Raw genomic sequence first — 26,028 nt, forward strand, 5'->3', positions numbered from 1 at the left:
AGCCTATTGGCGAACCTTATCGCCTACTGGCAAGCTTCATCACCCGCTTTAATCGTACTTGCCTTGCTGATCAGGTCACCCTCTTCAAGCGCAAACGCCGCCTCCAGGCCTTTGGTCACACGGCCAAACACCGTATAGCGCCCGTTCAGGTGTATGTTATAGGCTGTGTTGATGAAGAACTGCGTGCCGCCGGTGTCGCGCCCCGCTGTTGCCACACCCACGGTGCCGATCTGATGATTGCTTTCAAACCATTCCTCACGGATGCTGCCCCACTTGTTAATCTCAGGGTCTTCCGTTTGCCCGGCTTGGGCCACAAAGTTCGGGATAACCCGGTGCCACAACATCCCATCCATGCGGCCAGCATCAGCGAGCAGCATGAAATTCGCCGCCGCATAAGGCGCCGATGACGACGGCGCGACACATATGGTGCCGCGCGTGGTTTCAAGGACCAGCTCACGCTTCTGATAGCTCACCACCAACTTGATTGAAGGGGTTTCGCGCGGCGCTGTTATCGCTTCAATTGATGGGTCAAGCGCTATCGCGGCCTCACGCCCGCGGTTGGTTTCCGGGTTTGCATCCGCATAAGCCTGAAGCACGGCTTTGCCCTCGTCCGACCGGCTCAGCACCGACATCGCCTTGAAAGCCTTGTAATAGTCTTCACGCCGAAGCCATATTCTTGCGAACCTGATCGCCTCACCTTCAGAATGAGCATAAAGACTTTCAAGTGCGGTTGTGGCCAACCAACTGTTTTGGTCCCCCAATGTTTCCTTGAGCTTTTTCACCACGATTGCAGCGCCCGCATTTCGGCCGCCAAGTGCTGTGAGCGCAACCTGACGGGTATGGTCTTCACCCCGGCCAGCAGCCCTCACCAGAGATTTCATCGTCTCCGGGTCTGACAGATACCCCATGGCGCGCAGGGCCGCGAGCTTGACCGGCATCTCTTCGCTCCCGGCAAGCGCCTGCAGTGTTTCAGCCGCAGGATCACCAAATTGCCGCAACACTCGCACCAGCAGGGTGCGCACAATCACATTGTCGGCCTTACTGATAGCCTGCTCAACGGCGCTTTGCTCCAACACGGTGCTGAGCTCGGTAAATCTTGTAAGCAGATAGGCGGCAGCTTCAGCCGTACCCATCTCACCTGTTAACGCCAGAAGATTCGTGAAGTCGAGCCCGTCTATATCACCTGCCGCCATCTGGTCATAAACAACCGACTGCAGGAGCCCGAACAGAGGCATCGTTCGCGGGTTGTCCGGATAGCCCACATTAAACGGGCTACCCGGCTTTATCGCGTTCACTTTCTCAACCAGCAGCTTGCGCGCCGCTGGCCCACCGGAAAAACCGAGCGCAGGGTATAGGTAGTCGTCCCCTGCCGTTGCTGGAAGTGCTTCGGGGAACGCTAGCAAGGCATCGCTTAGCTCTGTATCGTGGCAAAGCATAGCGCCTTTGCGCGCTGCGGCCCGAGCATGAACATCTTGGGCTGTAAGATAGGGGGCTAGTTTGGCGCAGGCTTCGCCACCGATTTGCCCTAGATATACAAGCGCCTGATAGTTTTCGCGCGCTAAGGCGTCATCAAACACCTGATTCAATGCGTCACGGGCATCGGTTGCAGCCAGCATTTCGGCATTCAAACCGTTAAATTTGTTAACTTCATCATTTTTTTGCCACGCCAAAATAGGCGCTGCATTGGAAAAAGTTAACAAGCCGGCAACAGCTGCGTGCTTGAGTTTCATGGCAAAGTCCCCCGCTAATTACCTGTAGATTATAGCCTTTTTAGTCAGCCTTGCTGTACTATTTTTTCTGGTGACCAGAGCTATTCGTTAATCAAACGCACTCAAACTGTAAGCCATGCAAAAAACGCATACCTGCCAAGACAGAAAAATGGGTTTTCTATTAGGCTTCCCAAACATATATAAACCTCACCGCCAACGAGCACGGGCTTTGATCACTCCCCCCGATCTCCCCCCAAGCCAAGGCTCCGCGGCGACGTGTTTTTGAGTTTGACGGAATTCCGTCATAAAGGTCGATCCCGGGTTTCCTCCCCCCTCCCCCACTTCCCCCCGGGATCGACCCTTTTACTTTCGTCTCTTGAGTGAGACACGATGAACCTCCCTATGTTGACAAACTTTTTATAAAGGCTCCGGCGTATTTGCCGGGGCCTCTTTTTTCTATGCGCCTTATAACCGTCAATACAAGTTGACAAAGTTTGATGCAGGTTGCCACCATACCGATTATCGCAAAGTGCCAGTTGCTGAGCATTGGCACCGGCATATAGGGGCCCATCATGAAATCACACTTGACCGCGATTGCCGCACGCACCGCGTCCCTTCTGCGCTGAGAGCCGCATAAACCCACATGATCAAATCTCTCGTCATATACGGTCTCTTTATAGTTAATTTTTTATTAACTATAAGCAGTACTTCAGCCGCAGCGGATTTCCACCTGCCGCTCTACGATTCGGATGACAAATATTTCGCTGACGTTCTGCGCCTTGCCTTGAAAGCGGAAGGCGGAAAGCACGAACTTATCATTCACGACCACACCGTCGGCCAACTGCGAACCATGCGGGAACTGGAAGAAGGCAAGTTCAATATCTTCTATACAGGTTACTCACGCGAGCGGGAGCAAACCTTCATCCAGATCAATATACCTCTGGCGCGAGGCCTGCTGGGTTACCGAGTCCTTGCCATTCGTCAGGTGAGTGAAGACCTGATACGCCAGTTGCACGGCTTCGAGGCGTTCAAATCTGTCGTCACCCTTGGCGCAAACGCGTCCTGGCCAGATACCGGGATTATGCAAAGCGCGGGTCTGCAGGTGATCACAGCCCCCACCGACGCCTTATGGCCCATGCTGAAACGCGGGCGCTTTTTGGCGTTCCCGAGATCTATCATTGAGGTGAAACCGGAGCTTGAGCGCTTCGACACGGACGCGAACAACCCACTGATCATCGCGCCCGATGTCATGCTGGCATACAGATACGATACGTTCTTCTATGTCGCCAAAGGCCGCGATGATCTGGCGCGGATCGTTGAAGACGGATTAAAAGCCGCGTATGAGGATGGAAGCTTCATGGCGCATTTCAATGCCGATCCCAACATGGCCTACGCGATCAGGCAGTTGAAAGACCATCCTAGAAAAATTCACTGGATCAACATGCCTGACATGAGCGAAACTACCCACACCATCCCCGAAAAATACTGGCACGACCCGGCTGTCAACTAACCACCGAACTCTCACAACAACGAAAAAGGGGCGAAGCGACTGCTTCACCCCATGGTACACCGTCCGCGGCAGTGCAGGTCCTATTTTTGCAGTTTCGTCCTTAAGCGGTACCTGCACACTCCAGCATCGCGGCGTCAATCGCCTGCTCCGGTGTCTGGCCGCCCCACATCACAAACTGAAACACAGGATAGAAACGCTCGCACTCGCCAAGGGCGGTCTCGACCATCGTGTTCATATGCTCTTCGCCAATCACCCCCAGAAGCGGGTCGTTGGCAAGGCTTGCGTGCCGATAAAGCAGCGCGTCTTCTTCAGCCCAATATTCAAAATGGCCTATCCACATGCGCTCGTTGATCAGCCCAATGGTGTGATAAATATCGTTACGCCGCCCTTCAGGAACCCGAAGGTCAAACAGGCATGCAAACTGGAGGGTTTTGAAATCTTCGCGCCAGAAGACACGGAATTGCAGATCAGTGTATTGACCTGAGATGAACATGGTCAGCTCATCGTCGCCGTGACGTTCGACGCCCCATTCATTGGCGCCAGCGAGTTCTTCTGCAAGATCAACCGGATTTTGGCTCAGAACTTCAGAATGCCCGGTGTTCAGTGTCGTCATCTCGTTTCCCCCTGGAGATGAGGCCGCCGGGCTAAAGCTTGACCGACGAACTCAGGTTTCGCCGGTTAGCGTTGTCGTCTTAATACCAGAATCACGAAATCTGGCTCCCTTAATCTGACTTAACACTATATGTAGCGTGCCAAAGCGAGGACTCGCTGGCAAGGAAGAATTCGGCGTTTGAGGTATTTTTTTGTGGAAAACTTTGCGCGGCACCGTTCTGGTTTACTGATTAGTCCCTTTCAGACAGCACCTTAGATTCCACTCTTCACCCAAAAAATGGCCTTCACCATATACGCAAGATAATTGCGTATAAGCGTTATTTTTTTGCCTTTTTGGCTTTCAGAAGATCGATTTCGGCGCGAAGGTCTTCATTTTCAAGGCGCGCTTTTTCTGCCATATCCCGAACAACTTCAAATTCTTCGCGGCTGACAAGGTCAAGCCCGGCGAGCTGACGGTCAAGCCATGCCCGGAAATGAGCTTCCATTTCGCCTTTTACACTGTGCGCAGCACCCGCCGCACCAGTGGCCAACTTGGCCATATCGTCGAAGAATTTGTTACTTGTCTGCATGGTCTCGTATCCTTGTTATGGTGCCTTTGATATGGGCGAAACTCATGATGATTGCAATGGGCGAGTTGCCGCAGGCCGTGATCGCTTGACAGGAGAGCCTAGCCGGGGATGATGTCCTCAAACAATGATAGGGATACAACATGAGCCTAGCAGGCATCCTGGGCGTGATCGCCTACCCGGAAATTGACCCAATCCTTATTGAGCTCGGCCCGCTGGCCATCCGCTGGTACAGCCTTGCTTATATCGGCGGTATTCTATTTGGCTGGTGGTACATTCGTCGCCTGACGGCAAGGCCACGCGCACCTATGTCACCCGCTCATATTGATGATTTCATCACATGGGCAATTATCGGTGTCATCGCAGGTGGCCGGCTCGGCTATGTGCTCTTTTATAATCTGCCTGCCTATATCGCAGACCCTCTCGCCATATTCCGGTTGTGGGACGGAGGCATGTCATTCCACGGCGGTGCACTGGGCGTCGTGTTGGCGGTCATTTTCTTCTGTCGCAAACATGGGCTTGATCTCATGCGGGTTGCAGATATCGTCGCGGTTGTGTCACCCATCGGGCTATTCGCTGGGCGACTTGCCAACTTTATCAATGGTGAGTTGTGGGGCCGACCAACGGACGTGCCATGGGCCATGGTTTTCCCGCACGATCCGTTCGCTTTACCGAGGCACCCCAGCCAGCTTTATGAGGCGCTAGGAGAAGGTTTACTGCTTTTTCTGCTGCTGCTGTTCCTCTATCACAAAACCGCCCTTGCCAAAAAGGCGCCAGGCGTCATCGCGGGCGTCTTCTTTATTGGCTACGGCATTGCTCGTATTCTGGTCGAGTTTGTGAGGGAGCCTGACGCACACTTAGGGCTAACAGCGGGTATTTCGCGTGGACAAATGCTGAGCGTGCCGATGTTCGCACTGGCCGCGTGGCTTATCTATAAAGGAATTTCCCGCGCACGACAGGCTGGGCAATGACGCCGCTCAAAGACCTGATCATCAAACGTATCAAGGCGACGGGCCCCATCAGCATAGCCGATTATATGGCCGAATGTTTGATGCATCCGGAGCATGGCTACTATCAGCAAGAGCGTGTTTTTGGCGTGGACGGCGACTTTATCACGGCGCCCGAAGTCAGTCAGATGTTCGGCGAAGTTCTTGGACTTTGGTGCGTGGACCGTTGGATAGCCATGGGAAAGCCGCCCGCGTTTCAGCTTATTGAGCTAGGCCCCGGTCGTGGCACCTTGATGGCTGATATACTGAGGGCCGCAAACTCCGTTCAGGGTTTCCAGTCTGCGGCCCAAGTTCATTTTGTGGAAGCCAGCCTGCAGTTGCGCGCGTTGCAGAAAACCAAGGTACATAATGCGCGCTGGCACGATACGCTGGGCCAGATACCCCTCGGCCCCACTATCATTGTCGCTAACGAATTTTTTGATGCTCTGCCCATTCATCAATTTGAAAAGCAGGACGGAAAATGGCTTGAGCGTGCAATCGCCAGCAACGACGACAGGCTTATCCCCGCGCTTACACCTGCAGGCCCGATCGCAGCCATGCTGCAAGATACCATGCAAACACAGCCAGATGGAGCGATCGCAGAAATATGCCCGGCGGCGCTGTCTGTGATGGGTGAGATAGCGCATCGCGCCTCCGCCCACCGGTGCGCAGCCCTTGTTCTGGATTATGGCTACGTCACGTCTGCGTCCGGCGACACATTTCAAGCCCTGAAGGCGCACAAATATGTGGACCCACTAGCCGAGCCTGGCAAAGCCGACCTCACTGCCCATGTTGCGTTTGACCAGTTGGCTCAAGCAGCGACAGAAAAAGGCGCCGCGGCCTTCGGCCCCGTTGAACAGGGCTCATTCCTGATGAGCATCGGTATCGGTGCCCGTGCGCAGCAACTCGCCACCAATCAGGATGCGGCAAAACAGTCAGGCATTTTATCCGAGCTAAAACGCCTCACCGCACCAGAAGAAATGGGCCAGCTGTTCAAGGTGCTGGCCCTGCAATCTCCTAAGCTTTCGGCTCCGCCCGGGTTTTAGTCCGCAAACTGCCTCAGCATGATGGGGCTACGTATGATCTGCCATGCAAACTTGGACCACATGCTCCAGCTGTTTGCATTGCCCTCAATCGCTTCGAGCATGGAGTTCAAGTCGTCACGGTTATAAACCCCGCCTGCAAGCACAACAGTCTCCACCTGCTTCAAAGCATCCACACCTTCAAGCGGGTTGGCACGCAGCAGAACGATGTCGGCTCTCGCGCCCGGGCTAATGGTTCCGGCTTTTCCTGCTAGCCCCAGAAACTTGGCCGGTGTGGTAGTCGCAGCACGGAGCGCATCAATGGGCGACAGGCCCGCACGTACCAAGTGCGTGAATTCGTCGTGAATACCAAGCCCTGGGAACGCAAAACTATCTGGTGCGTCTGTGCCCAGCATTACATCCACACCCGCTTTATGGGCTTTGCCTGTCAGCTCAATGCCAAAATCAAATACCGCCATATAGCTTTCCTGGCCACCAGCACCCGCGCGTCTGGCCATGCCGTCCGCGTCATCGAGCCATAGGGTCCGCAAGGGCGCGGGAATATATTTGAGCCGTTCGTCGGTTCTGTATGCCGGGTCTAGCGCAAACGCATCCAGCTTGCGTGTTGTATGCGTGGGCACAAAAGCTGTGCCGCTTGTTGCCATTTTCTCGAAAAGGGTGTTGCACATTTCCGGGTCATGCTCGGCGACCATCCTGTCACGCATTTCATTCGTGAACATATCGTACAGGTCGCCCTGCTCACGCAAGGACGGCATACCCGGATAACAATCCCAGATATACAGGAAACCATGCTCAAAACTGCGTTGGCCGGCCTCTATTGCCTCAATGGCAGAAACGGCAAACGGCAAATGCCCAGCCAGATACATGTCTTCTTTTTGAGCCTCATCGGCCATTGCAAAATAACTGTCTCGTGGCAAGTTCGTGTAGGTTTTGAGGAAGTCGATACCCAAAGCCTTGTCATGCCTTACACGAGCTCGCGCACCTTCAGCGGTTTCGCCCCCCAACGCACGCGATACATCGCCGGGAATTTCCGAGCCGCCATCGATCGCGAGGCCTGTGACATGGTCATACCGCGGCGCAACGAGGGCACCTTCTGCGGCGGCGCTGCTCCATGCCCGTTTGTCGTTTTCACACGCTACCCAGGCATCATCAATACCAATACAGCCGCCCATGTCCCGCACAGCTGTGACGCCAGAGGCAATGAAGAGCGGATGCATCAATTCCGGTGCCATTTTCATGGTGTGCACGTGCATGTCAAACATGCCGGGAATTGCGTAGAGCCCTTCAGCATCAATGATTTCGGCACCGCTGGCGTCGAAGTCTGTACCCACATCCTGGATAACACCATCCTCGATCAATACGGAATGCCCGGGCATAAGTTCTCCCGTTTCCATATTCAATACAGACGCATTTTGTATCAACAATCTATCCGGTGCCTGGTGCGGCGTTGGGCGGTCTAACGGCCATAAAGCCCCTACTGAGAATACAACAATCGCCAGCAACAAAATAAGCCCAACGGCTTTACCAATAAATTTGAGAATTTTCACCGCGCTGTCCCCCGATTATATTTATGCATCTTTCTGATATATATCTAATTGATATAAAAATAACAAGATAACAATGACCTAGATGCCCCTGTTTTTCGTCATTATCTTGCTTATAGTGGCACTTGGTACCCTGCACATGAGATTGAAGACAGCTGATGACAAACCATAAAACATGCCCGAACTTCCAATCCCCTCATGGGTTTCTAAGCTGTGATGACGGCGTCTCAACCGGACTGTACACTGGCCTCAATTGTGGGCCGGGCTCCAGCGACGAACCCCGTTGCATTGCTGAAAACCGCCAAATCGCTGCGCAAATTATTGGCGGGGATAATAAACTCCCGGTACTTAGCTGTTATCAGGTTCACGGCGACACTGTTGCCCTCGCCGAAGCTGATTGGGGCGATGACAGGCCAAAAGCCGACGCTATGGTGAGCAACACACCAGGGCTTGTCCTTGGTATCCTGACCGCCGATTGCTGCCCGGTATTATTTGAAGACGCCGCCAATGGCGTCATCGGTGCGGCGCACGCTGGCTGGCAAGGTGCTATTAAGGGCGTATTGTGCCAAACCATCAAAAGCATGGAAACTTTGGGCGCAAACCGGCACACTATACAAGCCGCTATCGGCCCTACAATTGCGCAGGAAAGCTACGAAGTTGGTACTGAGTTTTATAACCGCTTCGTGTCAGAAAGTGCTGGTTTTTCTGTCTTCTTCAAACAAGGAAAAGATACCGCGCACTATCAGTTCAACCTTCCTCGTTTTGTACGCAACCAGCTAGAGGCTGAGGATATTTGCGGCATTTGGGATGCCGCGATTGACACCTACGCCAGCCCTGCACATTTTTCGTATCGGCGCACGACTCACAGGCAAGAGGCCGATTACGGCCGTCAGCTCTCCGCAATCATGCTACGCCGCTAGGCTAAATTTTTGTAATATTCATGTCGCAATCTCCCATTTTGCGCCAATCAAACCACAAATAAGCCCCCTCGCGCCCTACCTCCTTTACAGCCTCGCCTCACGCTGTTAAACGAACCGCACACGCAACATCTTCATTGCACGGAGGCCTTTTATGGGCATGAAGATTCTAACCGGGAACTCAAACCCGGAATTGGCGGAAGCCATTGCCGCCTATCTGAACATGCCGCTTGCCAAAGCTGCTGTGAAACGCTTTTCCGACCAGGAAGTCTTTGTTGAGATTCATGAAAACGTTCGCGGTGAAGACGTATTCCTGATCCAGCCGACCAACTTCCCGGCGAACGACCATATGATGGAACTTCTGGTGTGCATTGATGCGCTCAAGCGTGCGTCTGCGCGCCGTATCACTGCTGTCATTCCATATTTCGGCTATGCCCGTCAGGACAGGAAACCCGGCCCACGGACACCTATTTCCGCTAAGCTGGTTGCTAACCTGATCACCACTGCCGGCGCTGACCGTGTATTGACCATGGACCTGCACGCCGGTCAGATTCAGGGCTTTTTTGATATCCCGACAGACAATCTTTACGCCATGCCCGTTCTCGTGCGTGACCTGAAGGAAAAGTACGCGGGCAAGAAAACCATGATCGTATCGCCTGACGTGGGTGGCGTAGTTCGCGCCCGTGCGTATGCAAAGCGCCTGGACGCGCCAATTGCCATCATCGATAAACGTCGCGAACGCGCAGGCATGTCTGAAGTGATGCATATCGTGGGTGATGTGAAGGATTATCACTGCGTACTGGTGGATGATATCGTCGACAGCGCGGGTACGCTGTGCAACGCCGCCAAGGCACTGCATGCATCGGGGGCAAGCTCTGTCTCCGCTTATGTCGCGCACGGTGTACTTTCAGGCCCAGCCTATGAGCGCATTGAAAACAGCGTGATGGACGAACTGGTAATCACGGACAGTATCCGCCCAACGGAAGCCTGCAATGCTAACCCGAAAATCCGGGTCGTAACCGTGGCACCGCTGCTCGCAGAAGCAATGAACCGCATTGCGCATGAAACCAGCGTATCCAGCCTGTTTGACTAAGGTTTGCGCTATAGAGTTTACAAAGCCCCGCCTTTTCAGCGGGGCTTTTTTTTACGCCTAATCCCCGGTGATGCCAAGATAGCGCATGGTCATCCCCAGAGAGTTGATCGCACCATGTGCCAGAATAAGCGGCATGATATTGCTGCGGCCAAACCAGATATACAACAGGCCCAGGCCAAGGCCGATAGATCCTGTCACCAGACCACCGTTAAGCCCCTGATAATAGACGTGACGGTAGCCGAAAAAAACACTGGCTATGAGCACGGCGATCACATCGGCTTTCTTGTTTCCACCCAGTAACACACTAATTTTCGTGATGATGAATGCCCTGAACAAAAGCTCTTCAAAAAACGACCCATGTGTCCAGACGAGGACCAGCATGAGCAGATAGGCACCAAGGTTGCCTTCCACATGTGCAAACCGCCCACTGGTGCCGACGTCCTCAGCGATAAGATCTGCCACCTCTCCCATCACGCCAGATATCATGATGATAACTGCGAAGGTGAGCACCGAAAGGCCTAAGGTTACGCCCCATTTTTCTGGCCAACGCAAACCCAGGTCCGACCATCTCTGAGAGCGCCGCCTCAGCAACCATGTTGCTGCCACCATGGCCGTTAGTGTCGACGCTGGCCCGGCATAAAGCTGAGTGAAGAGCAGCAAACCCTGCTTTACGGCAACCAGGATACCTACAACAATTATGAGATCACTGAGAGCGCCCAAGTCGCGCGGTGCCGGATTGGGCAAAGGTAATAGGCCAGAAGCCTCGTCGGCTTTCCGTTTGGTCGTGTTCATTATGTATCCTCGCTTTTCGCCCACCTTTATCGGTGTTTGGCTTATGTATTGCCAAGTAGCAGCTTTACGCAGGAAGCAACAGAGTTATCAGCGCGGAGCCCCCCAACACCATCCCCTCAACGCAGGGAGATTAACTATAGGCAAGTATCAGGGATAGATAAGAGAATCCCCGAGCCCCTCACGGTCAAAGAAGGACTTCAGGGTACCATCCGCGCTGAGCCGGGCAAGCAGCGTGCGAAGTGCATCAAGGCTGACGGGTCCCCCTTTTCGCAGCATAATTGGCAGCTCATAACGCTGATCCCCAAAGGGAGAGACCATAAGCCGGTCAGCAAGCTTCGGATTCTCATCAATGGAGCGCCGGAGAAAAGCATCGTTAACAATCGCAACGTCAGCGTTCCCCATCAGCATATGACGTAACGTAAAGCGCTGCTGGTTGGCAAAAACAACATCGTAACGCGACCGAATTTGCTCCGGTTCCGCATTGAAGCCAAGGAAGGCATAGTGGTAACCAAAAGTGATAGCGATCCTGCGTTCGTTGAGATCACGAAACACCGTGTCCCCCAGCTTGTGCCCAACACGAGAAACAAAGAATTCCCTACCAGATAAAATTGGTGCGGACGTATCAACGTGCGACGCTACTTCCGCCCAGCCCCAAACCGGCATCTCAAAAAACATCATGTCAATCTTGCCGTCAGCAAGTTGCTCGTAACGTCGTTTTGCGGGGATATGGATAAACTCAAACAGAAATTCTGTCTGCGCCTCATTTAGCATAGCCGCGAAGTTGGGCGAGACCCCACCTTCATCTTCGACAAACGGCTCAAACTGATACCCGCCAACCACAACAGACCTGCGTGACTGTTCGCCGTCGTCACCTGCATGAACAGAAGGCAAACCAAAACATATCATCAGCATAACCAGCGCTAACGCTAGAGGGCAGCTTCCTGTCACAAGTTGCAACGAATATCTCCGCATAGTTACTACCTCAAAACACTGCCCGAAGATTCCTTAAAAAGGAATAAATCTTCGGCACAAACATCAGCGATTCTCTCATTTTTCAACAAACCACCACTTATACTTGAGAACTAATCTCAGTGGTGTAATGGAACGTGCGCGCTTTATCGGTACCATCCCGGTTCCTGACTATGCCTCTCCATTTTCAGGCTTGGTGACAAAAAGCTTGGGCTATTAGGGGGCAAAGTATCGTTTGAGCCTTGCATTTCGCCGCAAATCGCGGTAAATCGCGCCCGACCGCTATGGGATCGCCCATACCGGCAACTCCGTCCTTGCATCCCTGGAGGAAGTGACGGTCACCGGGTCCGGATGGTCCGACCGGTGCTTGATAGTTTGGAGAAATAGTATGGCTAACGCTGTAACCATCGTTGCCGAGCCGCGCGAACGGATTGGTAAGGGAGCCTCCCGCGCCGCGCGTCGTGCAGGCAAAGTGCCTGCCGTAATCTACGGCGACAACAAAGAACCGGAATCAATTCAGATCCCGCAAAACGAAATCATCCGTCTTCTGAACCGTGGTGGCTTCATGTCACACACGTTTGAAGTTCAGGTTGGCAAAAAGAAGACAACAGTTCTTCCTCGTGATCTGCAATTGCACCCGGTAACTGACCTTCCAATTCACATCGATTTCCTTCGCCTCGGCAAAGGTACTGAAGTTGTGATGGAAGTTCCGATTAAAGTTGTCGGCGAAGAGAAGTCGCCCGGTCTTAAGCGCGGCGGCGTGATCAACCATACCCGCCACGAAGTTGAACTTCATGTTCCTGCGGATGCTATCCCAGAATTCATCGAAGCTGACATTTCTGCGCTCGACATCAACGATTCTGTGAAAATCAGCAACGTGACCCTGCCAAAAGGCTGCACGCCAACGATTACAGATCGTGACTTCGTAATCTGTGCGATCGTTGCTCCAAGTGGTCTGAAGTCTGCTGAAGCTGCATCTGATGATGACGCTGAAGAAGCAGGCGCTGACGACAGCGACGATTAATAGAGCTATCCGGGGCGCTGAACTGCGCCCCGCTGTAGCCGGAGGATTTTCCATGCTGCTTTTTGTCGGTCTAGGCAACCCGGGCAGCGCTTATGAAAAACACCGGCACAACGTGGGTTTCATGGCGCTTGACCAGATTGTCGAGCGCCATATTTTTTCAGCAGGTCCAAAACGCTGGCATTCAGAGACCTTCGAGGGTCGTCTGGCGGCCAAAAAGATCATCGCCCTTAAACCACAAACATTCATGAACCGCAGCGGGCAAGCCGTGGGCGAAGCCATGCGCTTTTTCAAGATCACGCCAGCTGATGTCATCGTATTTTATGACGAGCTTGATCTGGCTTTTGGCAAGGTCAAGGTGAAGGTGGGTGGTGGTGCCGCAGGGCATAACGGTATTCGGTCAATCACCGAACACATTGGGGCCGACTTTACCCGGGTTCGTATTGGTATCGGCCATCCAGGTGACAAGGCATTGGTACACGGCCACGTGCTGGGCAACTTTGCAAAAGCCGAGCAAGACCCGCTTGATGATGTACTGCGGGCGCTGTCCAGTGAAGTGAGCTTTCTAGCCGAACAAGACAACGCGCGGTTCATGTCGGAAGTGGCGCGGCATCTTCAGCCTCCCCGGCCCAGCACTGGCGTTCAGCCGGACAAGAATAAAAAGACAAAAGCAGCGTCACCTGCTGATGTTGAACAAAACAATAATGAAGGCCCTATGGCCAGCGCGCTGCGCGCCTTGATGGGCGGCGCGAAGAAAGGAGACAAGTAACATGGGTTTCAAATGCGGCATTGTTGGCCTTCCAAACGTTGGCAAATCAACGCTTTTCAACGCGTTGACAAATACAGCCAACGCTGCGGCAGCCAATTATCCTTTCTGTACAATTGAACCCAATGTTGGCCAGGTCCCTGTTCCTGATGAACGCCTTTACACACTTGCAAAGCTCGCTGGCTCCAAGGAAATTATTCCAACACAGCTATCATTTGTCGATATCGCGGGTCTTGTGCGTGGTGCCTCAAAGGGTGAAGGCCTCGGCAACCAGTTTCTTGCCAATATTCGGGAAACCGATGCCATCTGCCATGTGCTGCGGTGTTTTGAAGACGACGACATCACTCATGTTGACGGCAAGGTTAACCCGGTATCCGACGCTGAAACCATTGAAACAGAGCTGATGCTGGCTGACCTCGAAAGCCTTGAAGGTCGCATCCACGGCCTTGGCCGCCGCGTACGTGGTGGAGACAAGGAAGCCAAAGCCATGATGGAGATGATTGAGCGCGTTATCCCTATCCTGAAAGACGGCAACCCCGCCCGCATGGTCACGCTGAACAGCGAAGAAGAAGAGCGCACACTTGTCAGCTTGCAACTCCTGACCTCGAAACCAATCCTTTATATCTGTAACGTCGACGAGGAAAGTGCCGCCACGGGCAATGCCTTCTCCAAAGCAGTAGAAGAAATGGCTGCAAACCAGGGTGCCGGTTGTGTGGTGATCTCTGCCGCAGTGGAAGCAGAGATTGCACAGCTGGAGGACGAGGACGAGAAAGGCGAGTTTCTGGAAACACTTGGCCTCGGTCAAACCGGCCTCGCCCGTGTGATCCGTGCAGGTTACGACCTTCTGGAACTCATCACCTATTTCACCGTTGGACCCAAGGAAGCACGCGCCTGGACAATCACTAAAGGCACGAAGGCGCCGCAAGCGGCTGGCGTGATCCATACGGACTTTGAGAAAGGCTTCATTCGCGCAGAGACAACCGCTTATGACGATTTTGTGAGCTTAGGCGGCGAACAAGGCGCCAAAGATGCCGGCAAAATGCGCCTTGAAGGCAAAGAGTATATTGTGGCCGATGGTGACGTGCTGCACTTCCGCTTCGCGAACTAGGCGAACACAAGCGAAAGCGCAAATAACGCAATCACACCAACCATGAAAAACAATATGACAAGCGGCCTCGTTAGCTCGGGGGCGCTTGTTTTATATATATGACCGCAGCCTAGGCATTTGCGACGGTTGCCATGTGGGCTTGGTATCAGAAAATCCAGTAACACAAAAACCGGCAGCCAGATTGGCGCCCGGTAACGAACGACCCTGTCTGAGCTACATGTAGGACATGTATCGATGCAGTCCTCTGGCGCAACTGAGGCTCCACTGGTTGCTTGAGGCGACAGCAGCGCTAACGCCTCCTGAAATTCATCATCCGGTACCCAGAGACGATACCCCTGCGACAACGCCAGATGCGGCATGATGCTACCCGCCTCAAAATTGTCCATATGAACCAAAAAGCCTTCTTGGTCCAACAAGGCCTTTTTCACCAGTACGTCGGTATAGTCACTGCTCTCAAAAAGTATCCTCACGCTGCCTCTCCGGTCATTTCGCTATATCGTGTGTGATCATGATACTAAGTAGTACCAGTGCCCTCAACAATACGAAACGACCGCATCAGATAGGGCAGCGCCCCTTGGGTATATAAGAGAACGGGGGCGTAGATATAATGCAGATAACCGCCTGTCGTCTCCTGCCACCATATGAGGCCTGCCACAAGCACGAGCGGACTGAACCTGAACGCGGTTGAGAACGGTCCGGCTCCTTTCAGGAACGGAGGCAAACGAAATGATCGCTCCATGGACACCTGCACCACCCAAGGCAACGCAACGCCGCAAGCCCACAACCCGAGGCAAACGGCGATAAGCCAATTAATGGCCGATATATCGGGTCGTTTGGTAAACCAGCCAAGTATTGCACCCGCGATGGCGATCCAGACCGGCAGGAGCGAGGCAAACATGGCCACAAAGCACTGCGCCAGCCGCACGTAATACCGGCGCCCTTCGGCACTTTTGATCCGCTCAATAAACGAGAACCACACAAGAGCTGCACAGAGTATTTCGACATTCAGCACGACCTCCCACCACAGGCGGGAGCGGCTGAAACCTACGTCTGTGAGTGTGGTAAAATACGCGCCGCACATAGACGTTAGCACGCCACCGGTGAGCAGCATGGCCACAGCCGTCAGAATAGACCTGTTATTTGAAATTCGTATTCGCAATAAAGGTAGCCCCAGCACTTTTGCCTAGCCTACCCCAGAAGAAGTAACGAAAGTGTTTAAATGTCGCTATCGCGCGGCGACGCATGATAGGCCTTCTTCAAATAGGGCAAGGCACCCTGAATATACATGAAAATGGGCACAAACATATAAAGCGTTACGCTATCCCTGAGCGCTTCGATAACAAGAAGGCCCACCACCACAAATGTTGGCCAGAATGTCTTGGCCCAGGCCACAGGTTTAAACCCCAGTGCTTCCCCCGCCGCGCCCAGATGGCGGCGCCCCACAATCATTGCGGTGAAGACAGGCATTATAAACGACCCCATAGCCCACAGGCCAATCCCCGCAAGCATAAGCACCACAACTGAGCCCTCAGGAGGCGCCACACGGAACCAGTCGAAGTATGCACCAACAACCAGAAGGATTACGGGATAGGAAACCGAGATAATTCCGACAATGAAGTTGAAAATCGCACGGAGACGCCACTTACCCTCGCCCTGCTGCATGCGGTTATGGTGGCAAAACCACATGAACGCCAGACATAGTATCTGGAGGTTGAGAACAATTTCCCACCACCACCGGGACGTCAGCGCACCAGAACCAAAAACCTCAGGCGCAAAGAAAAAGCCCACTTTGAACGCCATAATCGCGCCCACAATCAGCAGCGCCAGGGCACCCAAGAAGGCTCTTGAATCCTGAATTTTTTTGGCCATTCCGATACTTGGTTCCTCAAAGTCCCACCTTGTGGGAAAACACGCTCCACCGAGGCGACGAACCGCCCCAGTGGATAGCATTTGCAGGCGCTTATGCTACTGCTTTTTAACCTGTTTGCCAGCCTTCATCACGAAGTCAACATCGAGAAGTTCTTCAATATTCTCAAGTGGGCTACCGTGAGTTGCGATAATATCGGCATGCTTGCCAACCTCGATCGTGCCAAGGCTATCGGTCATATCAATCAGGTCTGCGGCATTCACTGTCGCAGACACCAGAACGTCCATCGGCGTCATGCCTGCCTTGTGCATGAGAACCGCTTCCTGCGCATTGGTCCCATGGCGTGAAACCCCGCTGTCGGTACCATATGCGATTTTAACACCCGCTTTATAAGACGCCTGGAAATTATCGATCATATCGCCGCCAACACGAAGCGCTTTAGACTTGATGTCTTCCGACATGAAGTTGCTGGTTTTGGCCATATTTACAACGGTATCACCCGCCAGAAGTGTCGGCACCAGATAGGCCCCGCCCTTCTTGAACAGGCGGATGGATTCAGCGTCCGCGTAAGAACCATGCTCGATGCTATCAACGCCTGCGCGCAGTGCTGCATTGATGCCCTCTGCTGCATGAGCATGTGCTGCAACCTTGCGGCCAAGGCTGTGCGCTGTGTCCATAATTTCCTTGAGTTCATCGTCCGCCATTTGCTGGCCGGTCCCGGTGTTTGTGTCTGAAAGCACACCACCCGTTGCCGTGATCTTGATGACATCCGCACCATATTTCACAGCTTCGCGCACGGCGCGACGGCAATCAAATGGCCCATCACAGATGGTTTTGCTGGTATATTTCTCAAGCAGGTCATGCCGCATGCCGTCCACGTCACCGTGGCCGCCCGTTGGCGATACCCCGCCAGATGCCACAATACGGGGGCCTTCCACCCAGCCCCGCTTGATGGCGTCCCGCAGTGCATAGATATGCTGTGGTGATGAAGCGCCCAGATTACGTACCGTGGTGAAGCCCGCCTGCAACGTCTTGTTTGCAAAATGGACGCTATGCATGCCCACATCTTCAGATGACCAACGTAGGACATTGCTATCTGCGTTCGCGCTCAACTCGCCTTGAATATGCACATGCATGTCCATCATGCCGGGCATAACAAAACTATCTTTAAGATCAACCAGCTTGGCGTCGTCGCCATAGTCGGCCGCAGCCTTAAAACCGTCTTCCACAGCTTTGATCATGCCGTCTTCAATAACAACGGTTTGGCTCTTTTTCGGTGCCTTGCCAGGCACTGCCAAAAGCTCGCCGGCGTGAATAACAGTGATGTCCGCCGCGATGGAAGTTCCACCTGCAACAGATGACAACAAAGCGGCAGCCACCGCCATTTTAAGTGAGCGTTTCATCTCATCTCCCCTTTTATTTTTGTACCCAAATCTTAACTTGGGCGGCAGTCTGTCACAGAAGACAGAAAAATCAAACGGAGATACGATAATGTGACCAGGCCTATGGCTCGAGATGTAAACCGTCAGAAGTTTTCAATTCTTTCAGATACATGCGTACCTTGCCCCAGCCCGTATTGAACCCGGCACGAACAGGCAAAGCGAAACCAAGTTCCTTAACCTCCTGAAACCATATAGGCAAACCATCCGGGTCATTCTCGCCCTCTTCGTCGTCTTCATCGTCGTCATTTTGATGCCGTTTGCGGTACCGCTCTGCCTTTTTGCGCGCCTTCTCTTCTTCACGGAGGCGCTTCTCCTTCAGCTTCTCGGTTTCTATGACCTCACCGGCAATCGTCTTGGAGTCAAACCAACATTTCCTCGCCGCGCCGGACATTGGCGAATGGCGACTTTCTTTTATAGAGCCATCCTCAACCGCACATATGATTCCAACCTCGGTGACATGGTCGCCTTCGAACACGCGATGCTTCAGCGGCTCTTCAACATTTTCCAGTACCGATTGCCCGAGCATGAAGGCCATAACGGTCGAAAGACCATCAGGGCCGCGCATCATATCCTCGGGTACAGGCTCACGCTCGATATCTTCGAGCCATTCTTCCGGCCAATCCCGTTCCCAGTGGCTAAAGCTGCCATCCTCAAGGAAAAATATCTCTTTCCGGTAGTCGTCGCCGCTCCAGCGCCCCTCTGAAAGGAAACGGCGAGCCGTATAACTGCCGTCAGGGCCGAGGGTGCCCTCAGCAACCATGTGCCCCTGCCCTTTACTGAAAAGGCGCATCAGGCCCCGTGTTCTCACGTCCATCTGAACGGCATAGGAGACCGTGTCACGCTCCACTACCGTTTCGGCTGTGAACACCACCAGCCCGTTCCAGATAAAATTATACGTTGCCTCGATACGTTCCGCTGCGCTCACGCCCGCAGACGCCAAGCCACAAAGCAAAACTATCCCCAATGTTTTAAAATATCGCACGCTGTCCCTCGTTATTATTTGGCTCAAGTCGTCCTGAGCTCGTTACAACCAGATCAGAGGCAACAGCAACGCCGTTGCCAATCCGTTTACTGCCATTGAAAAGGCTGCAGCAGCCCCCATTATATCGCTCCGTCTCACTGCTTCAGCCATGCCGATGGCATGCCCAGCTGTCCCCAAGGCCACGCCCTGACCTACTTCATCATCTAACCCCAGCATCTTTAGAAATGGTGGTCCAAATATGGCGACCACCAAACCTGTTACGATCACCACGGCCGCTGCCAGCGCAGGCACACCTCCAATTGAAGGCGCCGCGACAACAGCTATCGGCGTAGTAACCGATTTGGTTGATACACTCGCCATCAATTCAGCAGGCGCACCTAACATCCAAGTGATAAGCAGTGCACTACATACCCCGGCAATCGAACCCGCCGCTGTCGCGGCAATCACAGCTGCTTTATCCTTCACCAGAACCTCTCGGCTGTTGAAAAGTGGCACAGCAAGCGCGGCAACCGCTGCCCCCAGCATCAGATCAAACACCTTCGTGCCCGCCTGATAGGCAGCAAACTCAAGATCAAGGTAGGAGAACAGCAGAATAAGAATTGCTGTCGGCATCAGGGTCGGGTGGGCCCAGGCCTTTTCACCAACCCGGCGATAGATGAAATCAGCAACGCCAAAAAGCAGAACCGTGGCGGCGAACCAAGTAGCAGGCATAACACTCGTCATCTGTCATGCCTCATGGCCTTAAATGCCAGCGCAGCGGCGGCAAGGCCCAAAAAGCTGCTTACCGTCACCACTAGCAAAAGAACGAGCCAGTGGCTTTCAATCAGGTCCGTGAGCGTAATGATTGACACCAGGGCAGGAATGAAGAGGAGTGGAAATATCCGGAAAAGTGCGTTCGCTGTGTCATCAATGAACTCCGGCACCTTGCCGTGACTGACAAAAAAGATTGCAAGAACACCCATGACAACTATTGGTGTGGGTATAGCGAGTCCCAGCGCTTGGCAAAGACCGTCGAGCCCCAGAACCAAAAGCGCAAAAAAGACAAACCCGCCAGCAACCTTCACCATTGAGCCAGTTTCCTCCCGATATATTGCGCATGGCTGGATGCAAAACCTATCGCGTAGCAGTATGTTCGCACAACAGAATAACGCGGTTGGCCATACCGCATCAAAACCAAAAACTTTTCGCTGCTTGACTTCTCACCCCCGGCGCACCAATTCACACAACAATCAGGGAGCAAAACATGTTCAAAATTTTCTACGAAGATCTCATTGTTGGACACAAGGAAGCTTTTGGAGCCTATGAAGTCACCAAAGAAGAAGTGATCGACTTTGCGTCAAAATACGACCCACAACCCTTTCATCTTGATGAAGAATTCGCCAAACAATCTGTTTTCGGCGCACTTTGCGCAAGCGGGTGGCATACCTCGGCCATGATGATGCGTATGATGGTTGACCACATGATGGAGACCGGCTTTGCTGGCCTTGGCTCCCCCGGCATTGACGGCATAGAATGGAAAAAACCCGTTTTTCCCGGCAATGTTCTGACCTTGGAAAGCGAAGTGACCGATAAACGGGAAAGCCAGTCGCGCCCCAACATTGGGTTAGTGAAATCCACCTATCATGTGAAAAATCAGAACGGGGATGTGGTGATGATCATGCGCGGCAACGTTATGGTGGCAAAACGCCGTAAATAGTCTCAACCCTAGCCAACTCTTAAACGGCGGCCGCTTTCCGCTTTTTCCGTTTCGGGATTAACCTAGCCAACAGAAGCACAGCAAGAATACCGCCGTAAACAAGCGGCTCTAGCTGCAATCCCTTGCGCATCATAAAGAAATGAATGATCGCCAGTGGGGCTATTATATATACCGCTTTATGCAGGCGCTGCCAGCGGCGAGCGCCCAGCCGTTTCACCATGCCTTTGGTGCTGGTGATGGCAAGCGGGGTCAGCAGCAGAAACGCCGCCATGCCGATGGTTATATAGATGCGCTTCAGCACATCAGCCCACAATTCCGGCCAGTTGAAGAGCATATCAAGCCAAACGTAGCTGAGCATATGCATACACACGTAAAAATAAGCAAAAAGCCCCATCATGCGGCGAAACATCAGAAGTTTTGGTGCCCTAAAAAGGCGGGATAACGGCGTAATCGCCAGCGTTACCAAAAGCATCCTCAGTGCCCAGTCGCCTGAGAAGCGGTTTGATGTCTCGTTGGGGTTAAAGCCTAGCTCATGGGGCATACCCCCAAACGCCAACCACCACTGATACACAAGCCAAAGTGCTGGCAATAAAGCGGTGGCAAACACCAGCGGTTTACCCACCATGCGAACAGCGCGAACAGAAACCTGCATCAGAAGTTTTTCCTGAGATCCATGCCCGCATACAGGTCAGCAACCATATCGCCATAGCCGTTAAACATCAGCGTTTCGCGGCGCCCAAACTCACCGATCCGCCGCTCCTGCTTCTGGCTCCAGCGTGGGTGGTCAACTTCCGGGTTCACGTTGGAATAAAAACCGTATTCCTGTGGCGCAGACAGGTTCCAGCTCGTTTCCGGCATCTTGTCAGTCAGTGATATTCTCACGATCGACTTAATGGATTTGAAGCCATACTTCCACGGCACTACCAGCCGCATGGGTGCGCCGTTTTGATTGGGCAGTTCCGCACCGTATAAACCAACTGCCATAAAGGCCAGGTCGTTCATCGCTTCGTCCATACGAAGGCCTTCCCTGTATGGCCAATCAAGCACGTTGAAAAAGCTCTTCACGCCGTTCATCTGCTTTTTATCCGCCAGGGTTTCAAACGCGACATATTTCGCGCCAGACTGTGGCTCGATTTTCCTGAGAATGTTTGATAGCGGAATGCCTATCCACGGGATGACCATCGACCATGCTTCAACACACCGCAGCCGGTAGATCCGTTGCTCCAGCGCGTTCATGTCGATCAAGTCGTCAAAATCATACATGCCGGGGCGGTCTACCATACCATCAACCTTCACCATCCAGGGCTTGGGTTGCAGCCGCCATGCATTTTCAGCCGGATCTGACTTGCCGGTGCCGAATTCATAAAAGTTATTGTACTGGGTTACAGCTTCAAATGGGGTCAGCGCTTCACCCGGATCAAAAGAGGTTGTTTTGGCCTGCAGCTCCTTGAGCGTCCGCTCCGTGGATGCAACCGCCGCATCTGCCAGCACCCCACCTGCTGCAATTACCGAGGCTGCGCCTACTGCACCAGACATGAACGACCGCCGGTTCAGATAAACTTTTTCCGGCGTTATCGCGCTCTCGCGTTCTTCCCATTTGGCTCGTGATTTAATCAACATGTCTGGCTCTCCTGTTACGCTGAACTTACCATCTGGCCTCTATGGGTCCAGTCACGTCTTGGTCCCAACTGTGTGAACAAGAAGCGAGCACCAACCCCATTTCCAAACCTTTGGGCTTGCGAAACCCTATGACTTCCCCAAATATCTGATCTATAAAGGTGAAAACCAGTCTAATTCGAGCCTTAATACGGTGTGAGCACGACATGCCCAAAAGGAGGACGAATTGGCCATCAGCCGCACTTGTCTGCTATAAACTTAAGTGTAGTAGTAATGGTAGGAACAAGCTGGGTACAAGAACGCACACGACAGCCAAAAAAGTTGGCCAGGGGGTTAGACATTTGAAGGCCGCACTTTCAATGAAAAACGTGTTGGAGACGCTACACCATTCGAAGGCGACGCAAGAGTTGATCCGTTTCTGGCTCAACCTGCCGCGTCCTGCTGGATCAGTGTGTCCAAAACGGTCAGATTTTTCATCCGCGCGCATCAACGGCTCACTACCTGAAGTTTTTCTTAGCGAATGGTACGGCGACGACGCCTTGGTTGTTGTGCAAGCTGGCACTATTCTGGACCGCCTTATCGGCCTTGATATGACAGGCAAAAATATCTTTGATATGACGCCCGCGGAACTCGTACATGACGAACGTATGTACTATAAGGCTTTACGCGAACAGCCCTGCGCCGGGCTGATAACCCGGTCCATGATCAATTTCGCGGACAAGCCATTTATTTATCGCACCGTGCAACTGCCGCTGATCGACCCGTTCCATAACGTCCGCTATTTTGTAGGCACAGGCTTTGTGATTGAGGGCGAGCAGATGGAAGCGGAGTTCGGCAATATAGACTTCAAAAAAGCCCGCCTTGCAGAACGCCGCTTTTTCGATATCGGCGCTGGTGTTCCGACTGAGAAGGCGACGGGCGCCCCCGATGATGGAAGCGCCCGCCCAAACGGGTAAAATTCCCCGCCTAATTACTGTTGAAAATCATAGATGCTGCCCAGCTTCAATATCTGGGTAAGCTCGTCCAGCGCTGCAAAACTCTCTTCCATCAACAATGGATCGCCGAGGTCATCAGCCGCCAACCGGTCCCGATAATGTCTACGTCCCCAAGCCTGAAGGGTTTCTATCAGCCCTTCATTCAGCACAGTGTTTGCGCCCAAAGCGTTCATATCATCGCCTGACAAGGCCACCCGAAGCCGCAAGCAGGCCGGACCGCCACCATTGCGCATGCTTTGCCTCACTTCCAAATAGTCGGCATGGGTGATCGGCCCGCCTGATGACAAGAGGCCATCGACATAGGCTTTGGTGGACGGCGTTTCTGCGACCTCAGATGGCAGGATAAGCGTCATGCCCTCCCTGTCAGGCGTAGAGATCAACTGACTGTTGAACAGGTAACTTTTAACGGCATCGGCAAGTGGCACCGCCGACCGGAGAACGCGGACAAAGCGCACGGGCACATCGCCCATGGCCGTCGAGATATCCCGCTCAAGCGCATCCGGGTCCACAAATGCATCTTCATGGTAGAAGAAAACGTCGCGGTTGGAGACTGCCACCACATCATTGTGGAAAGCACCCGCATTGATCGCCACAGGGTTTTGACGCACAAACAGGGTCTTTTTGTCCCGCAAGCCATGCTGACGGGCAACGGCACGGCTGGCTTCAAGGGTTTGACGCCCCGGATAAGTGAGATCAGAAGCGTTTTCAAACGCGCCACGCCCAAACACGAAAAGCGCCACACCTTCACCGCCATAGTGATCACAAAACCGGTTATGGTTCGCCGCTCCCTCATCACCCAGATGGGTGCCGCCCTCCAGCGCATCATGGTGTGCAAACCGCTCACCTTCCGGGAAGATTGTCTTGAGAACACGGGATGTTACCGGCCATTCGATCGATCGGTGATACATGGCGGCCAAGTTCGCGGGGGTAAAGTGTGTGCGCCCGTCCGCTGTGTCGGGGGACGGTGAAATGGTAGCCGCATTTGCTGTCCACATGGTTGCGCTCGACGCCACATTCGCCACCAACGCTGGGCTGGAAACCCAAGCATTTTCAAGGATTTCCCGGTCACTACCGGTAAAACCGTGGGCACGAAGCGCGCGCAAACTTGGCCTGTCATGCGGGGGCAATACCCCCTGTGTCATGCCAAGGCTCAACAGGTGCCGGGCTTTCTCGAGGCCTTGCAACACACCTTCGCGCGGGTTTGCAATCCCCCCCCGGTTTTTGGCCGACGCTACGTTACCGTAGGAAAGCCCCGCATAGTTGTGGGTTGGGCCGACGATGCCATCGAAGTTTACTTCACGCCAAGCCATTACGCGTCTCCCGCCTTGAGTTTCAGCCCGGCGGGCAACGCACCAACGGCGACCTTACCCTCGGCCTGCTCCATTGTCGCCACACCATAGGCGCAATAGTCCGCTGCATAATACGCGCTCGGCCTATGGTTGCCGGAAAGGCCAATGCCCCCAAACGGCGCTGTTGATGCAGCGCCCGTAAGCTGCTGGTTCCAGTTCACGATGCCTGCCTTTGCGCGAAGATAGAACTGATCATAATGCGCGCGACTGTCTGACAACAGGCCTGACGAAAGACCAAATCGCGTGTTGTTGGCTTCCCGGATTGCGCTTTCAAAGTCAGCCACACGAATAAGCTGCAGGAGAGGGCCAAACACTTCTTCGTCTGGCCTATCTTTCGCGTCGGTCACATCAATAAGCCCTGGCGTGAGGAACGCTGGGCCGCGCTCAAGCTGCTCGCTACGGCGAAGAGATCGGCCACCGGCCTGCTCTAACTGTTCCTGAGCCTTCAGTACCTGCTTAGCCGCCCTTTCGCTTACCACAGGGCCCATGAAAGCTTGCTCCTCGTCGTCCCAAGCACCAACTGTTATGCCGTCAATGACCTCAAGGAGGGCATCAACAAATGCGTCCCCTTCCGCTCCCACAGGCACAATAAGGCGGCGTGCGCATGTGCAGCGCTGACCTGAACTGATGTAAGTCGACAGAACGGTCATCAGTGCCGCCGCTTGTTGGTCCTTCACCTTGTGCACGATCAATGGGTTATTACCGCCCATTTCCAGCGCCTGAATAACCTCGGGCCGATCAACAAGCTGGCGAGAGATAGCAAGGCCTGTGCGGGCACTTCCGGTGAAAAGAAGCCCATCAATGCCTTTTGCGCTAGCAAGCGCCGCGCCGGTATCGCGGCCACCTTGCACCAAATTAAGCACCCCTTTTGGCAACCCTGCCTCATCCCAAAGCTTCACCATCAGCTCAGCAACGGCAGGCGTTATCTCGCTTGGTTTAAATACAATGGTGTTGCCTGCAATAAGCGCCGGCACAATATGGCCGTTTGGCAGGTGTCCTGGGAAGTTGTAGGGGCCAAACACTGCCATTACACCGTGCGGACGATGTGACAGTTTTGAGCGAATAGTCCCGTTCACAGCTTCCTTGAACCCGGTGCGCTCAGAATAGGCAGTCAGAGAAATCTCCACTTTATTCGCCATCGCCGTTGCTTCGCCTGTGGCGTCCCAAAGCGTTTTTCCTGCATCCTGCGCGATCAGTTTTGCGAGCTCGGCTTTGCGCTCAGCAACAAGCCTGGCATAGGCGCGTACAATAGCCACCCGGTCGTCAAAGGCCGTCATGGCCCAACCGTCAAACGCCGCCGTTGCCGCGTCAACAGCGGCTTCCACTTGTGCCGAGGTCGCTTCCCTGCCTTTCCAAATCACATTGCCATTTGAGGGGTCGCACGACTGAAACTCATCCCCGTCACCGGGAAGCCATTTACTACCAATATAATGTGTCATGCGCG

The 26,028-nt window shown here is 53.5% G+C and carries 27 protein-coding genes; 10 read left to right on the forward strand and 17 right to left on the reverse strand.

Annotated elements, in window-relative coordinates; genetic code table 11:
* Nucleotides 1-23: 23 nt before the first annotated feature.
* Entirely contained in the window at nt 24-1,730 is a 1,707-nt protein-coding gene (locus tag ACOOGA_RS04680; protein WP_420429671.1) for a peptidylprolyl isomerase, read from the reverse strand.
* A gap of 763 nt (nt 1,731-2,493) precedes the next feature.
* On the opposite strand from ACOOGA_RS04680, the gene ACOOGA_RS04685 reads away from it, so the two are divergent.
* Nucleotides 2,494-3,219: a hypothetical protein gene (locus tag ACOOGA_RS04685; protein ID WP_420429673.1), complete on the forward strand. Its 726-nt coding sequence runs from the start codon at nt 2,494-2,496 to the stop codon at nt 3,217-3,219.
* Nucleotides 3,220-3,319: 100 nt separating this feature from the next.
* Here the strand turns inward: ACOOGA_RS04685 and ACOOGA_RS04690 are convergent, their stop codons facing one another.
* A complete protein-coding gene (locus ACOOGA_RS04690; RefSeq protein WP_417460494.1) occupies nt 3,320-3,832 on the reverse strand; it encodes a YbjN domain-containing protein in 513 nt (170 codons plus the stop codon).
* Nucleotides 3,833-4,148: 316 nt separating this feature from the next.
* Nucleotides 4,149-4,400, reverse strand: a complete 252-nt coding sequence (locus tag ACOOGA_RS04695; protein WP_420429675.1) for an accessory factor UbiK family protein — start codon at nt 4,398-4,400, stop codon at nt 4,149-4,151.
* A gap of 155 nt (nt 4,401-4,555) precedes the next feature.
* Here ACOOGA_RS04695 and lgt point away from each other — a divergent pair, with 155 nt between their 5' ends.
* Complete coding sequence (gene lgt / locus ACOOGA_RS04700) at nt 4,556-5,368, forward strand: prolipoprotein diacylglyceryl transferase (protein ID WP_420430609.1); 813 nt, start codon at nt 4,556-4,558, stop codon at nt 5,366-5,368.
* On the forward strand, nt 5,365-6,429 hold the full coding sequence (locus tag ACOOGA_RS04705) for a class I SAM-dependent methyltransferase (protein WP_420429677.1): 1,065 nt from the start codon (nt 5,365-5,367) through the stop codon (nt 6,427-6,429). Before lgt ends, ACOOGA_RS04705 begins: the two co-directional genes overlap by 4 nt.
* Here ACOOGA_RS04705 and ACOOGA_RS04710 read toward each other — a convergent pair.
* A complete protein-coding gene (locus tag ACOOGA_RS04710; RefSeq protein WP_420429679.1) occupies nt 6,426-7,973 on the reverse strand; it encodes an amidohydrolase family protein in 1,548 nt (515 codons plus the stop codon). The genes ACOOGA_RS04705 and ACOOGA_RS04710 overlap by 4 nt on opposite strands.
* A 155-nt stretch (nt 7,974-8,128) precedes the next feature.
* Between ACOOGA_RS04710 and pgeF the strand changes: the two genes are divergently transcribed.
* Nucleotides 8,129-8,890 carry a peptidoglycan editing factor PgeF gene (gene pgeF, locus ACOOGA_RS04715; RefSeq protein ID WP_420429681.1) on the forward strand — a complete coding sequence of 254 codons (762 nt, stop codon included), beginning with the start codon at nt 8,129-8,131 and terminating at the stop codon, nt 8,888-8,890.
* Between the two features lie 157 nt (nt 8,891-9,047).
* The gene (locus ACOOGA_RS04720) at nt 9,048-9,980 is read left to right on the forward strand and encodes a ribose-phosphate pyrophosphokinase (RefSeq protein WP_417460681.1); all 933 of its coding nucleotides are present in this window, start codon (nt 9,048-9,050) and stop codon (nt 9,978-9,980) included.
* Nucleotides 9,981-10,037: 57 nt separating this feature from the next.
* Here the strand turns inward: ACOOGA_RS04720 and ACOOGA_RS04725 are convergent, their stop codons facing one another.
* Together ACOOGA_RS04725 and ACOOGA_RS04730 are read right to left on the reverse strand one after the other, a co-directional pair.
* Nucleotides 10,038-10,772 (reverse strand): type II CAAX prenyl endopeptidase Rce1 family protein, encoded by a 735-nt coding sequence (locus ACOOGA_RS04725; protein ID WP_420429683.1) that lies wholly within the window; start codon nt 10,770-10,772, stop codon nt 10,038-10,040.
* A 147-nt stretch (nt 10,773-10,919) separates the two neighbouring features.
* The gene (locus ACOOGA_RS04730) at nt 10,920-11,684 is read right to left on the reverse strand and encodes a substrate-binding periplasmic protein (RefSeq protein ID WP_420429685.1); all 765 of its coding nucleotides are present in this window, start codon (nt 11,682-11,684) and stop codon (nt 10,920-10,922) included.
* Between the two features lie 445 nt (nt 11,685-12,129).
* Here ACOOGA_RS04730 and ACOOGA_RS04735 point away from each other — a divergent pair, with 445 nt between their 5' ends.
* Genes ACOOGA_RS04735 through ychF form a run of 3 tightly spaced genes read left to right on the forward strand, consistent with a single transcriptional unit; the run spans nt 12,130 to nt 14,636 of the window.
* Entirely contained in the window at nt 12,130-12,765 is a 636-nt protein-coding gene (locus ACOOGA_RS04735) for a 50S ribosomal protein L25/general stress protein Ctc (protein WP_417460501.1), read from the forward strand.
* A 52-nt stretch (nt 12,766-12,817) separates the two neighbouring features.
* Complete coding sequence (gene pth / locus ACOOGA_RS04740; RefSeq protein WP_417460682.1) at nt 12,818-13,531, forward strand: aminoacyl-tRNA hydrolase; 714 nt, start codon at nt 12,818-12,820, stop codon at nt 13,529-13,531.
* A gap of 1 nt (nt 13,532) precedes the next feature.
* Nucleotides 13,533-14,636: a redox-regulated ATPase YchF gene (gene ychF / locus ACOOGA_RS04745; protein ID WP_417460502.1), complete on the forward strand. Its 1,104-nt coding sequence runs from the start codon at nt 13,533-13,535 to the stop codon at nt 14,634-14,636.
* Here the strand turns inward: ychF and ACOOGA_RS04750 are convergent.
* From ACOOGA_RS04750 to ACOOGA_RS04780, 7 genes are all read right to left on the reverse strand, one after another.
* Complete coding sequence (locus tag ACOOGA_RS04750) at nt 14,633-15,106, reverse strand: putative signal transducing protein (protein ID WP_420429687.1); 474 nt, start codon at nt 15,104-15,106, stop codon at nt 14,633-14,635. The two genes, ychF and ACOOGA_RS04750, sit on opposite strands and share 4 nt — an antisense overlap.
* A gap of 44 nt (nt 15,107-15,150) precedes the next feature.
* The gene (locus ACOOGA_RS04755; RefSeq protein WP_420429689.1) at nt 15,151-15,795 is read right to left on the reverse strand and encodes a hypothetical protein; all 645 of its coding nucleotides are present in this window, start codon (nt 15,793-15,795) and stop codon (nt 15,151-15,153) included.
* A 56-nt stretch (nt 15,796-15,851) separates the two neighbouring features.
* The gene (locus tag ACOOGA_RS04760) at nt 15,852-16,505 is read right to left on the reverse strand and encodes a hypothetical protein (protein ID WP_420429691.1); all 654 of its coding nucleotides are present in this window, start codon (nt 16,503-16,505) and stop codon (nt 15,852-15,854) included.
* A gap of 96 nt (nt 16,506-16,601) precedes the next feature.
* Nucleotides 16,602-17,906: an amidohydrolase family protein gene (locus ACOOGA_RS04765; RefSeq protein WP_420429693.1), complete on the reverse strand. Its 1,305-nt coding sequence runs from the start codon at nt 17,904-17,906 to the stop codon at nt 16,602-16,604.
* 100 nt (nt 17,907-18,006) lie between these two features.
* A complete protein-coding gene (locus ACOOGA_RS04770; RefSeq protein ID WP_420429695.1) occupies nt 18,007-18,927 on the reverse strand; it encodes a DUF3108 domain-containing protein in 921 nt (306 codons plus the stop codon).
* 42 nt (nt 18,928-18,969) lie between these two features.
* The gene (locus ACOOGA_RS04775; RefSeq protein WP_420429697.1) at nt 18,970-19,650 is read right to left on the reverse strand and encodes an LrgB family protein; all 681 of its coding nucleotides are present in this window, start codon (nt 19,648-19,650) and stop codon (nt 18,970-18,972) included.
* On the reverse strand, nt 19,647-19,994 hold the full coding sequence (locus ACOOGA_RS04780) for a CidA/LrgA family protein (RefSeq protein WP_420429699.1): 348 nt from the start codon (nt 19,992-19,994) through the stop codon (nt 19,647-19,649). The genes ACOOGA_RS04775 and ACOOGA_RS04780 overlap by 4 nt, the downstream gene beginning before the upstream one ends.
* A 176-nt stretch (nt 19,995-20,170) precedes the next feature.
* Between ACOOGA_RS04780 and ACOOGA_RS04785 the strand changes: the two genes are divergently transcribed.
* Nucleotides 20,171-20,623 carry a MaoC family dehydratase gene (locus tag ACOOGA_RS04785; RefSeq protein ID WP_417460510.1) on the forward strand — a complete coding sequence of 151 codons (453 nt, stop codon included), beginning with the start codon at nt 20,171-20,173 and terminating at the stop codon, nt 20,621-20,623.
* Nucleotides 20,624-20,642: 19 nt separating this feature from the next.
* On the opposite strand, the gene ACOOGA_RS04790 is transcribed toward ACOOGA_RS04785, so the two are convergent.
* The gene (locus tag ACOOGA_RS04790) at nt 20,643-21,275 is read right to left on the reverse strand and encodes a sulfite oxidase heme-binding subunit YedZ (RefSeq protein ID WP_420429701.1); all 633 of its coding nucleotides are present in this window, start codon (nt 21,273-21,275) and stop codon (nt 20,643-20,645) included.
* Nucleotides 21,275-22,243: a protein-methionine-sulfoxide reductase catalytic subunit MsrP gene (msrP, locus tag ACOOGA_RS04795; protein WP_420429703.1), complete on the reverse strand. Its 969-nt coding sequence runs from the start codon at nt 22,241-22,243 to the stop codon at nt 21,275-21,277. The genes ACOOGA_RS04790 and msrP overlap by 1 nt, the downstream gene beginning before the upstream one ends.
* A 356-nt stretch (nt 22,244-22,599) precedes the next feature.
* On the opposite strand from msrP, the gene ACOOGA_RS04800 reads away from it, so the two are divergent.
* Nucleotides 22,600-23,196 carry a PAS domain-containing protein gene (locus ACOOGA_RS04800; protein ID WP_420429705.1) on the forward strand — a complete coding sequence of 199 codons (597 nt, stop codon included), beginning with the start codon at nt 22,600-22,602 and terminating at the stop codon, nt 23,194-23,196.
* 14 nt (nt 23,197-23,210) lie between these two features.
* Here the strand turns inward: ACOOGA_RS04800 and astB are convergent, their stop codons facing one another.
* Entirely contained in the window at nt 23,211-24,545 is a 1,335-nt protein-coding gene (gene astB, locus ACOOGA_RS04805) for an N-succinylarginine dihydrolase (protein WP_420429707.1), read from the reverse strand.
* A complete protein-coding gene (gene astD / locus ACOOGA_RS04810; RefSeq protein ID WP_420429709.1) occupies nt 24,545-26,023 on the reverse strand; it encodes a succinylglutamate-semialdehyde dehydrogenase in 1,479 nt (492 codons plus the stop codon). Before astD ends, astB begins: the two co-directional genes overlap by 1 nt.
* Between the last annotated feature and the right edge of the window lie 5 nt (nt 26,024-26,028).

Origin of the sequence: Kordiimonas sp. (genome assembly GCF_965216265.1) — a bacterium.
In the GTDB taxonomy this organism is placed as follows: Bacteria; Pseudomonadota; Alphaproteobacteria; order Sphingomonadales; family Kordiimonadaceae; genus Kordiimonas.

Excerpts from the sequence above, each read along its gene's own strand:
- ACOOGA_RS04735 (WP_417460501.1), top strand. The coding sequence starts at position 12,130 with ATGGCTAACGCTGTAACCATCGTTGCCGAGCCGCGCGAACGGATTGGT.
- ACOOGA_RS04760 (WP_420429691.1), bottom strand. The coding sequence starts at position 16,505 with ATGGCCAAAAAAATTCAGGATTCAAGAGCCTTCTTGGGTGCCCTGGCG.
- ACOOGA_RS04725 (WP_420429683.1), bottom strand. The coding sequence starts at position 10,772 with ATGAACACGACCAAACGGAAAGCCGACGAGGCTTCTGGCCTATTACCT.
- astB (WP_420429707.1), bottom strand. The coding sequence starts at position 24,545 with ATGGCTTGGCGTGAAGTAAACTTCGATGGCATCGTCGGCCCAACCCAC.
- msrP (WP_420429703.1), bottom strand. The coding sequence starts at position 22,243 with ATGTTGATTAAATCACGAGCCAAATGGGAAGAACGCGAGAGCGCGATA.
- ACOOGA_RS04780 (WP_420429699.1), bottom strand. The coding sequence starts at position 19,994 with ATGGTGAAGGTTGCTGGCGGGTTTGTCTTTTTTGCGCTTTTGGTTCTG.
- ACOOGA_RS04765 (WP_420429693.1), bottom strand. The coding sequence starts at position 17,906 with ATGAAACGCTCACTTAAAATGGCGGTGGCTGCCGCTTTGTTGTCATCT.
- pgeF (WP_420429681.1), top strand. The coding sequence starts at position 8,129 with ATGACAAACCATAAAACATGCCCGAACTTCCAATCCCCTCATGGGTTT.
- ACOOGA_RS04730 (WP_420429685.1), bottom strand. The coding sequence starts at position 11,684 with ATGCTGATGATATGTTTTGGTTTGCCTTCTGTTCATGCAGGTGACGAC.
- ACOOGA_RS04775 (WP_420429697.1), bottom strand. The coding sequence starts at position 19,650 with ATGACGAGTGTTATGCCTGCTACTTGGTTCGCCGCCACGGTTCTGCTT.
- astD (WP_420429709.1), bottom strand. The coding sequence starts at position 26,023 with ATGACACATTATATTGGTAGTAAATGGCTTCCCGGTGACGGGGATGAG.
- ACOOGA_RS04690 (WP_417460494.1), bottom strand. The coding sequence starts at position 3,832 with ATGACGACACTGAACACCGGGCATTCTGAAGTTCTGAGCCAAAATCCG.
- ACOOGA_RS04705 (WP_420429677.1), top strand. The coding sequence starts at position 5,365 with ATGACGCCGCTCAAAGACCTGATCATCAAACGTATCAAGGCGACGGGC.
- ychF (WP_417460502.1), top strand. The coding sequence starts at position 13,533 with ATGGGTTTCAAATGCGGCATTGTTGGCCTTCCAAACGTTGGCAAATCA.
- ACOOGA_RS04785 (WP_417460510.1), top strand. The coding sequence starts at position 20,171 with ATGTTCAAAATTTTCTACGAAGATCTCATTGTTGGACACAAGGAAGCT.
- ACOOGA_RS04790 (WP_420429701.1), bottom strand. The coding sequence starts at position 21,275 with ATGCAGGTTTCTGTTCGCGCTGTTCGCATGGTGGGTAAACCGCTGGTG.
- ACOOGA_RS04720 (WP_417460681.1), top strand. The coding sequence starts at position 9,048 with ATGAAGATTCTAACCGGGAACTCAAACCCGGAATTGGCGGAAGCCATT.
- ACOOGA_RS04800 (WP_420429705.1), top strand. The coding sequence starts at position 22,600 with ATGAAAAACGTGTTGGAGACGCTACACCATTCGAAGGCGACGCAAGAG.
- pth (WP_417460682.1), top strand. The coding sequence starts at position 12,818 with ATGCTGCTTTTTGTCGGTCTAGGCAACCCGGGCAGCGCTTATGAAAAA.
- ACOOGA_RS04680 (WP_420429671.1), bottom strand. The coding sequence starts at position 1,730 with ATGAAACTCAAGCACGCAGCTGTTGCCGGCTTGTTAACTTTTTCCAAT.
- ACOOGA_RS04695 (WP_420429675.1), bottom strand. The coding sequence starts at position 4,400 with ATGCAGACAAGTAACAAATTCTTCGACGATATGGCCAAGTTGGCCACT.